This is a genomic window from Pantoea sp. 18069 (genome assembly GCF_902706035.1).
GTDB lineage: Bacteria > Pseudomonadota > Gammaproteobacteria > Burkholderiales > Burkholderiaceae_C > Comamonas.
Map to the genome: position 1 here is coordinate 61,750 of NZ_CACSJA010000028.1, position 9,466 is coordinate 71,215.

Below are 9,466 nucleotides of genomic sequence, written 5' to 3' on the forward strand. Positions count from 1 at the left end.
ATGCGCAAACGCACGCTGCTCTCCCTGGTGTCCGTGGTGCCCCTGCTTGCGGCGTGCGGCTTCCGCCTGCGCGGCGTGCCCCAGTTCGCCTTTCGTTCACTGTTCATCCAGGCCCCGCGCGGGTCCATGCTCGCGCGGGAGCTCGAGCGCACGCTGGCCTCGTCGACCGAGCAACTGACGGTGCTGCGCGACCCGCGCTCGCCCGATGACGCCGAAGTCATCTTCGAGCTGCTCGGCGAGCAGCAGGAGCGCGTGGTCGTGGGCCTCAACGCCTCGGGCCAGGTGCGCGAGCTGCAACTGCGCCTGCGCCTGCGTTTCAAGCTGCGCAAGCCCAACGGCGACGAGGTCATTCCCGAGACCGAACTGCTGCAGCAGCGCGACATCAGCTACAACGAAACCATCGCCCTGTCCAAAGAGGCGGAAGAGCTGCTGCTGTTCCGCAACATGCAAACCGATCTGGTGCAGCAGTTGCTGCGCCGGCTCGCGGCCGTGAAGACACTGTGAGGGTGGCATGCAGCTTGGCCTGAACCAGCTCCAGGCCCACCTGGGCAAGGGCTTGCGCGCGCTCTACACACTGCACGGCGACGAGCCGCTGCAGCAGCAGGAAGCGGCCGACGCGATCCGTGCCGCGGCCCGCGCCGCGGGCTATTCCGAGCGCAGCAGCCACACGGTGGCTGGCGCGCACTTCGACTGGAGCGCCGTGCTCGCCGCGGGCGGCTCGCTCTCACTGTTCGCCGACAAGCAGATCCTCGAGATCCGCATTCCTTCGGGCAAGCCGGGCAAGGACGGCAGCCAGGCGCTGCAGCAATTGGCCGGATCCGCGCAGGGCAACGACAGCACGCTGACGCTGGTCATGCTGCCGCGCCTGGACAAGGCGACCAGGACCGGTGCCTGGTTCTCGGCGCTCGACGCGCATGGTGTCACGCTGCAGATCGATCCCATCGAGCGCGCGGCGCTGCCGCCCTGGATTGCCCAGCGGCTCGCCGCCCAGGGCCAGCGCGTAGTCGCGGGCGAGGAGGGGCAGCGCGCGCTGCAGTTCTTCGCCGACCGTGTCGAAGGCAATCTGCTGGCCGCGCACCAGGAAATCCAGAAACTCGCGCTGCTCTACCCGGCCGGCGAGCTGCACGGCGAACAGATCGAACAGGCGGTGCTCAATGTCGCGCGCTACGACGTGTTCAAGCTGTCCGACGCCGTGCTGTCGGGCCAGCTCGTGCGCGTGCAGCGCATGCTCGACGGCCTGCAGGCCGAAGGCGTGGCCGAAGTGCTGGTGCACTGGGCGCTGGCCGAGGACATCCGCGCGCTCAAGCGCGTCAAGGACGCGATCGCGTCCGGCCGACCGCTACCCATGGCGCTGCGCGAGCAGCGCATCTGGGGCGCGAAGGAGCGCTTCTTCGAGCGCATCGTGCCCCGGCTCGGCGACCAGGCCGCGGCCCAGCTGCTGCAGTCGGCGCACACCGTCGACGGCATCGTCAAGGGCCTCAAGTCCCCGGGCTGGCCGCAGGACGGCTGGCAGGCGCTGCGCCGGCTGGCGTTCGAGATGGTGCAGTCCTTCAAATGATTTGCGAGTGCACTGCGCCTGCTCCATTCGTCCTGAGCGAGTCTCGCAATGACTTATCCGGAAGCAGCGGACCTCAAAAACCCGTTCGCCCTGAGCGGGGTAAGCGAGACGAAGTCTCGCAAGGCATTGTCAAGAAACAGCATGGCATGAGGGCAGGCCGTTCATGGTTCGACAGGCTCACCACGAACGGATTCCCCGTTCGCCCTGAGCTTGTCGAAGGGCCGGTATTCCTGGACACACTTCGATCCTTCTGCAGATTCAGGTCGCAGAGCGAACGGCCATGAAGAGCGGTTATTCAGGCACCTGCGGCGTAAGTTCCAGCGTTTCCTGGGCCTTGTCGGCCCAGCCCTGCAGGTGGGTCAGCAGCTCGCTCTGGCTGAACGAGCAGCTTTCCTCGGTGAACAGCGCGCTCGCTTCGAGCCGGTCGAGCAGGTCCTGCAGCACCTCTCCATAGCGCGGCGGCAGGCGGGCGAGCAGATGGGGCGTGGCGCGTGCCTGCGCGCTGAGTTCGCTGGCCGTGATCTTGCCGGCCGTGAGTTGTTGCAACGCCTGTTGCAGCGCATGCAGTTCAAACAGTGCGGTATTGACGGTCATATCCGTTTCTCCCTTGAGGCGATGCAGCCATTGTGCCGTCAAGCCGCAGGCGCTGCGCGTCCGGAAATGAGGCTTCTGCGCCACCCGGCGGTCAGCGGGCTGCAACTCGGTCAAAATCTCGGCATGAACGCGCTCAATATCGTGGAATACACACACACCCTTGGTGCCCAGGCCAAAGCCGCCTCGGCACAGATGGCCCGCGCCTCGGCGGCCACCAAAAGCCGCGCGCTGCTGGCGCTGGCGCGGCTGCTGCGTGAAAACACCGCCGCACTGCAGGACGACAACGCGCTCGACCTGGTGCCGGCCCAGGCCAACGGCCTGTCGGCCCCGATGGTCGACCGCCTGCGCCTGAGCCCCAAGGTGCTCGAAACCTGCGCCCAGGGCTGCGAGCAGCTCGCGGCCATGCCCGACGTGATCGGCGAGATTGTCGGCATGAAGCAGCAGCCCAGCGGCATCCGCGTGGGCCAGATGCGCGTGCCCATCGGCGTGTTCGGCATGATTTACGAAAGCCGCCCCAACGTCACCATCGAAGCCGCGAGCCTGTCGATCAAGAGCGGCAATGCCTGCATTCTGCGCGGCGGCTCCGAAGCGATTGCGTCCAACCAGGCGCTGGCCCGGCTGGTGCAGCAGGCGCTGGCCGAAGCCGGCCTGCCCGAGCACGCGGTGCAACTGGTGCAGATCACCGACCGCGAGGCCGTGGGCCAGCTCATCGCCATGCCCGAGTATGTGGACGTGATCATTCCACGCGGCGGCAAGGGCCTGATCGAGCGCATCAGCCGCGAAGCCAAGGTGCCGGTCATCAAGCACCTGGACGGCAACTGCCATACCTATGTCGACGACCCTTGCGACCTGGCCATGGCCGTCAAGGTCGCCGACAACGCCAAGACCAGCAAATACAGCCCCTGCAATGCGAGCGAAAGCCTGCTCGTGGCGCGCGCTGTCGCGGCGCAGTTCCTGCCGGCCATAGGCGCGGTCTTCGCCGCCAAGGGCGTCGAGATGCGCGGCTGCGCCGAATCCCTGGCCTTGCTGCAGGGCGTGGCCGGCGCCCAGCTCGTGCCCGCGACCGAGCAGGACTGGAGCGAGGAATACCTGGCCCCCATCATCAGCATCAAGGTGGTGGCGGGCGTCGACGAGGCGATTGCCCACATCAACCGCTATTCGAGTGCCCACACCGAAGCAATCCTCACCACCGACCATCGCCATGCACAGCAGTTCCTGCGCGAAGTCGACTCGGCCAGCGTGATGGTCAACACCAGCACCCGCTTTGCCGACGGCTTCGAATACGGCCTGGGCGCGGAAATCGGCATCAGCACCGACAAGTTCCATGCGCGCGGCCCGGTGGGCATCGAAGGCCTGACTTCGCTCAAGTACGTCGTGCTGGGCGACGGCGAAGTCCGCGCCTGACGGTTCCCCGCGTCCAGCATCACCTGCGAGCTTCATGAAAATCATCATTCTGGGTGCGGGACGCGTGGGCTACAGCGTGGCCGAAAGCCTGGTGTCTGAACGCAACGACATCACCGTGATCGACACCGACAGCCGCCGGCTGCGCGAACTCGAGTCGCGCTTCGACCTGCGCGGTGTGGTCGGCAACGGCACCGATGCCGCGGTGCTCGCCGAAGCCGGCGCGCGCGACACCGACTTGCTGATCGCCTGCGCGGCGCTGGACGAAACCAATCTGGTGTGCTGCAAGGTCGCCGACATGGTGTTCAGCGTGCCGACCCGGATTGCGCGCGTGCGCTCCTCGGGCTTTGCGCCCGATTCGCCGCTGCTGGGCAAGGAAGGCTTTGCGGTCGACCGCATCATCTGCCCCGAAGAGTCGCTGACCCGCTATATCGGCAAGCTCATCGAGTACCCGGAGTCGCTGCAGGTGCGCGCTTTCGCGGGCGGCCGCGCCTGCCTGGCTTCGGTGCGCGCGCGTGCCGGCGCTCCGGCCGTAGGCCTGCGCATCGGCGAGTTGCGCGACAGCATGCCCGACCTGGCGATGCGCCTGGTCGCGATCTACCGGCGCTTCGCCGACGAGCCTGACCGCTTCGTGCGCTGCGACGGCATGACGCTGATCGAGCCCGGCGATGAAGTCTTCGTGCTGGCCGCGCGCGACCATCTGCCCGAAATCCTGAGCGCGCTGCACCGCCCGCGCGGCCAGAAGGCCAAGCCCGTGCGCCGCATCATGATCGTCGGCGGCGGTCGCGTCGGCCAGCGCCTGGCCAGCCAGCTGGCCCAGGTGCCGGGCCAGTTCCATATCAAGGTGCTGGAAGAAAGCGAGCAGCGCTGCACCGAGCTTGCGGCCATGCTGCCGACCGAAGTGCTGGTGCTGCAGGGCGACTCGACCGACGAAGACCTGCTGAGCGACGAAAACGTGGAGGACGTCGACCTGTTCCTCGCGCTGACCGACGACGACGAGGACAACATCATGTCCTGCCTGCTGGCCAAGCGCATGGGCGCCACGCGCGTGCTGTCGCTGATCAACCGCCGCACCTATGCCGACCTGATGCACGGCACGCAGATCGACATCGCGCTGTCGCCGGCCCAGGCGATGCTCGGCGAATTGCTGGCCTACGCGCGCCGCGGCGATGTGCAGGCCGTGCACAGCCTGCGCCGGGGCGTGGCCGAAGCGCTGGAGATCGTTGCGCGCGGCGACCGCAAGAGCTCGCGCGTGGTCGGCCGCCGCGTCGAGGAATTGCGCCTGCCGCTCGAAGTGCATATCGGCCTGATCGTGCGCGGCCTCGAGGAGGCCGAAGCGGACAAGGACGCGCGCGAGCCCCAGGTCATCATTCCACGCAGCCATACGGTGATCGAAAGCAACGACCATGTGGTGTTCTTCCTGCCGAACAAGCGCCTGGTCCGCGATGTGGAAAAGCTGTTCCGCGTGAGCGCCACCTTCTTCTGACCCCCCGTCCATGCGCGACCTGTTTCCCGTTCTTCGCGTGCTGGGCATGCTGCTGGTGATGTTTGCGCTCGCCATGCTGCTGCCGCTGGCCGTGTCGTGGCAGCAGCACGAAAGCGTGTGGCAGGTGTACCCGCTGTCGATCGCGGTCACGGCCACGGCCGGCCTGGTGCTGTGGCTGGGCCTGGGCCGCTTTCGCCGCGAGCTCCAGTTGCGCCACGGCGTGATCCTGGTGAGCCTGGTCTGGCTGGTGCTGCCGCTGTGCGCAAGCCTGCCGCTGATGCTGGCGCTGCCCCAGGTCGGCGTGCCGGTCTCGTTCACCCATGCCTACTTCGAAGCCGTGTCCGGTCTCACGACCTCGGGCTCGACGGTGCTCGTCGGGCTGGGCGACCTGCCGCTGTCGATCAACGTCTGGCGCACCTTCCTGCAGTGGCTGGGCGGCATGGGGATTCTGATCCTGGCCGTGGCCGTGCTGCCTATGCTGGGCGTGGGCGGCAGCCAGCTGTTTCGCGCCGAAGCCGCGGGCCCGATCAAGGACACCAAGCTCACGCCGCGCATGACCGAGACCGCCAAGGGCCTGTGGGGCGTATACGCCGTTTTTTCTATCGCCTGTGGCCTGGCCTTCTGGGCCGCAGGCATGACGCCCATGGACGCGTTGATGCACATGTTCACCACCGTGAGCCTGGGCGGCCTGTCGTCGCATGACGCGAGCTTTGCATATTTCGATTCGCCGCTGCTCGAGGCCGTGGCCCTGTTGTTCATGCTGCTGGCCAGCTGCAATTTCGCGCTCTACTTCGTGGCCATGCGCAAGGGCCAGCTGCACGGTTTCTGGCGCGACCCCGAAATGCGCGCCACCATCGGCGTGCTCGTGGGCGGCGGCCTGTTCGGTGCGCTGCTGCTGTGGGTCAAGGGCGTGTATGCGCCGCTGGAAGCCTTGCGCTATGGCGTCTTCAATGTGATCTCGGTCGCCACCACCACCGGTTTTGCGACGGTCGACTACCTCGGCTGGCCGGTTTTCCTGCCGGTGATGATGCTGCTGCTGTCGGGCGTTTCGACCAGTGCCGGCTCGACCGGCGGCGGCATCAAGATGGTGCGCATGCTGATTCTGCTCAAGCAGGCGCGGCGCGAACTGACGCATCTGGTCCACCCCCGCGCAGTGCAGCCGGTACGGCTGGGCGCGTCAGTAGTGGACAATCGCATGATTTTCTCCGTGCTGGCCTTCATGCTGGTGTACGGTGCCACTGTGATCATCCTGAGCATGCTGCTGCTGCTCACCGACCTCGATCCCGTGACCGCGTTCACCGCCGTTTTGGCCAGTGTGCACTGCATGGGTCCGGGCTTGGGGACTGTGGGTCCCGCGTCCAACTATGCGGGGCTCACGGATTTTCAGATCTGGGTCTGCACGCTGGCCATGCTCCTGGGGCGGCTGGAGATTCTGAGCTTCATGGCATTGCTGACACCCTCCTTTTGGCGGCGCTGACGCAACGCAGTCGGGACTACCATCGGTGGTGGGTAAATGCCGGCGTCGTTGCCAAATCCCTACAATCCAATACACCACCGTCTCTTGAGGGTACCAATGGTTCCGCATCTCATCACGGCTCTGACGGGCCCCATCAACGAGCTTGAACAGCGTATTCTCGAATCCATGCCCGCGATCGAGCGCTGGTTTCGCCTGGAATGGATGGAGCACACGCCTCCGTTCTACTCGTCTGTCGACATCCGCAATGCGGGGTTCAAGCTTGCCCCTGTCGACACCAATCTTTTTCCCGGTGGCTGGAACAATCTGACCGAGGAAATGCTGCCTCTGGCAGTGCAGGCGGCGATGGCGGCGATTGAAAAAATCTGTCCCGAAGCCCGCAACCTGCTGATCATTCCTGAAAACCATACGCGCAATACGTTCTATTTGAACAACGTTGTGCAGCTCCAGCGCATCTTCAAGATGGCCGGGCTCAACGTGCGCGTGGGCTCCATCAGCCGCGAGATCAAGAAGACCACCGTGATCAATCTGCCCAGCGGCGAATCGGTGACGCTGGAGCCCGTGATCCGCAGCAAGCGCCGCCTGGGCCTGAAGGATTTCGATCCCTGCACGATTTTGCTCAACAACGACCTGTCTGCCGGCCCGCCGGGCATTCTGGAAGAGTTGTACGAGCAGTACCTGCTGCCGCCGCTGCACGCGGGCTGGAGCGTGCGCCGCAAGAGCCGCCATTTCCAGAGCTACGAGGAAGTCTCCAAGCGATTCGGCAAGCTGCTGGGCATAGACCATTGGCTGATCAACCCGCTGTTCACCCACTGCGAAGGGCTGGACTTCAACGACGGCACGGGCATGGACGGGCTCAGCGCACAGGTCGACATGCTGCTGACCAAGGTCCGCCGCAAGTACAAGGAATACGGCATCAAGGAAAAGCCGTTTGTCGTGGTCAAGGCCGACCATGGCACCTACGGCATGGGTGTGATGACGGTGCGCGACGCCAAGGACCTCGAAGTGCTCACGCGCAAGTCGCGCAACAAGATGGGCGTGATCAAGGACGGCCAGGCGGTGCACGACGTGATCATCCAGGAAGGCGTGCTGACCCAGGAGCGCATGAACAACGCGGTCGCCGAGCCCGTGGTCTACATGATGGACCGCTATGTGGTCGGCGGCTTCTACCGCATGCATCCCGAACGTGGCATGGACGAAAATCTCAACGCCCCGGGCGCGAGCTTCGTGCCGCTGGCCTTCGAGCACAGCACCCAGTTGCCGCAACTCGGCGCCCGCCCGGGCGCGAGCGCGCCCAACCGCTTCTACATGTATGGCGTGATCGGCCGGCTGGCGATGCTGGCGGCGAGCTACGAGCTCGAAGCAACCAACCCCGACGCCGAAATCTACGATTGATGCGGTGATGTCGTCGGCCGACGACATCCACTCTGCTGCAAGATGGAACTTTGCGTTGCTGCGCAGGGGCGGCCATGGCCCGGCCGGCAGCCTGGGGCTATTTGTGCAACAGTAGGGCGCTGGCGTGCTTGCACGCGTTGTTCCTGTGCCGCCGGGAAGCGGGACTTCCCCTGGCGTCTGGCCTCCATGGCCTGCAACTGTTGTCACCACCATGAACCTTCTTTTCATCGCCGACCCCCTCGCGTCTTTCAAGATCAACAAGGACACCACCTTCGCCATGATGCGCGAAGCCCAGCGGCGCGGCCACGCCGTTGCCGCCTGCGAAGTGCAAAGCATTTCCTGGCAGCGCGGTGGCAAGGTCTCGGCGCTGGTGCGGGACATCGTGCTCACGGGCGATGCCGACGAATGGTTTGCCGAGCAGGGCTCGCGCCGTGTGGCCCTGGCCGAGTTCGACGCGGTGCTGATGCGCAAGGACCCGCCGTTCGACAGCGAATTCTTCTACGCGACCCACCTGCTCGAGCAGGCCGAACGCGAAGGCGCCAAGGTGCTCAACAAGCCCAGTGCCTTGCGCGAGCATCCGGAAAAGCTGGCGATCATGGAGTTTCCCGAATTCATCGGGCCGACGCTGGTCACGCGCGATGCGCAGGAAATCCGTGCCTTCCATGCCGAGCACCAGGACATCATCCTCAAGCCGCTCGACGGCATGGGCGGGATGGGCATCTTCCGCGTGGGCGCCGATGGCCGCAATCTGGGCAGCATCATCGAGACGCTCAACCGCGATGGCGCGCAAAGCGTGATGGTGCAGAAATTCCTTCCCGAGATCGTCGATGGCGACAAGCGGGTGCTGGTGATCGGCGGCAAGCCCGTGCCGTATTGCCTGGCGCGCATTCCCCAGGGCAACGAAGTGCGTGGCAACCTCGCGGCGGGGGGCAAGGGCGTGGCCCAGCCGCTGAGCGACAAGGACCGCGCCATCGCCGAAGCGCTGGGCCCCATCCTGATGCAGCGCGGGCTGCTGCTTGTCGGCCTGGACATCATCGGCGACTGCATCACCGAAATCAATGTCACCAGCCCGACCTGCTTTCAGGAGATCCATGACCAGACTGGCTGTGATGTTGCTGTCCTGTTCATCGACGCTCTCGAGCAGGAATTGCGCGACAATTGATGCCCGCATTGAGAAATGCACCGCGCTGCGGTGCATACGCCGACCGAAGGTCGGCGTATGGCCGAAAAGGCCTGTTTCGAATTTCGGGTCTTGTTTGGAAAAACGGTTCAAAAACCGGGCTACAATGCAAGGCTTCGCTGCTCAAACAGTCATTCACTGATCGGGTGGCGGGAAACTTAAAGTTGACAGGGTCTTTAAAACTGTTGTAGAATTCAAGGCTCAGCTGATCACAGCGAGCCCAGCAAGAAAGTCAAACTTCTTGCAGATCTTTAAAAATATACAGCCGATAAGCGTGGGCGTTTGAAGGCAACTGCCAAGTTCTTTTGGAACTAGTGCATAGCACTACAAACGCTCATGAAGAGAAGAAGTGAAGTTCACTTTGATTCTTTAATTTAT

8 protein-coding genes are annotated in these 9,466 nt (G+C 64.7%); 7 read left to right on the forward strand and 1 reads right to left on the reverse strand.

The window, feature by feature from the left end; all coding sequences use genetic code 11:
• Both lptE and holA read left to right on the forward strand, forming a co-directional pair.
• On the forward strand, positions 1–504 hold the full coding sequence (gene lptE, locus GVL12_RS19245; protein WP_159917084.1) for an LPS assembly lipoprotein LptE: 504 nt from the start codon (positions 1–3) through the stop codon (positions 502–504).
• 7 nt (positions 505–511) lie between these two features.
• Positions 512–1,558, forward strand: coding sequence for a DNA polymerase III subunit delta (holA, locus tag GVL12_RS19250; RefSeq protein WP_159917085.1), 1,047 nt, complete (start codon positions 512–514; stop codon positions 1,556–1,558).
• Positions 1,559–1,849: 291 nt separating this feature from the next.
• Here the strand turns inward: holA and GVL12_RS19255 are convergent, their stop codons facing one another.
• Entirely contained in the window at positions 1,850–2,152 is a 303-nt protein-coding gene (locus tag GVL12_RS19255) for a hypothetical protein (RefSeq protein WP_159917086.1), read from the reverse strand.
• 123 nt (positions 2,153–2,275) lie between these two features.
• Between GVL12_RS19255 and GVL12_RS19260 the strand changes: the two genes are divergently transcribed.
• The 5 genes from GVL12_RS19260 to gshB all read left to right on the forward strand — a co-directional run bounded on the left by GVL12_RS19260 (position 2,276) and on the right by gshB (position 9,070).
• Entirely contained in the window at positions 2,276–3,556 is a 1,281-nt protein-coding gene (locus tag GVL12_RS19260; RefSeq protein WP_159917087.1) for a glutamate-5-semialdehyde dehydrogenase, read from the forward strand.
• 34 nt (positions 3,557–3,590) lie between these two features.
• On the forward strand, positions 3,591–5,039 hold the full coding sequence (gene trkA / locus GVL12_RS19265; protein ID WP_159917089.1) for a Trk system potassium transporter TrkA: 1,449 nt from the start codon (positions 3,591–3,593) through the stop codon (positions 5,037–5,039).
• Between the two features lie 10 nt (positions 5,040–5,049).
• Positions 5,050–6,516: a TrkH family potassium uptake protein gene (locus GVL12_RS19270; RefSeq protein ID WP_159917091.1), complete on the forward strand. Its 1,467-nt coding sequence runs from the start codon at positions 5,050–5,052 to the stop codon at positions 6,514–6,516.
• A 96-nt stretch (positions 6,517–6,612) separates the two neighbouring features.
• The gene (gene gshA / locus GVL12_RS19275) at positions 6,613–7,908 is read left to right on the forward strand and encodes a glutamate--cysteine ligase (RefSeq protein ID WP_159917093.1); all 1,296 of its coding nucleotides are present in this window, start codon (positions 6,613–6,615) and stop codon (positions 7,906–7,908) included.
• A 211-nt stretch (positions 7,909–8,119) separates the two neighbouring features.
• Positions 8,120–9,070 carry a glutathione synthase gene (gene gshB, locus GVL12_RS19280; protein ID WP_159917095.1) on the forward strand — a complete coding sequence of 317 codons (951 nt, stop codon included), beginning with the start codon at positions 8,120–8,122 and terminating at the stop codon, positions 9,068–9,070.
• Positions 9,071–9,466: the final 396 nt, after the last annotated feature.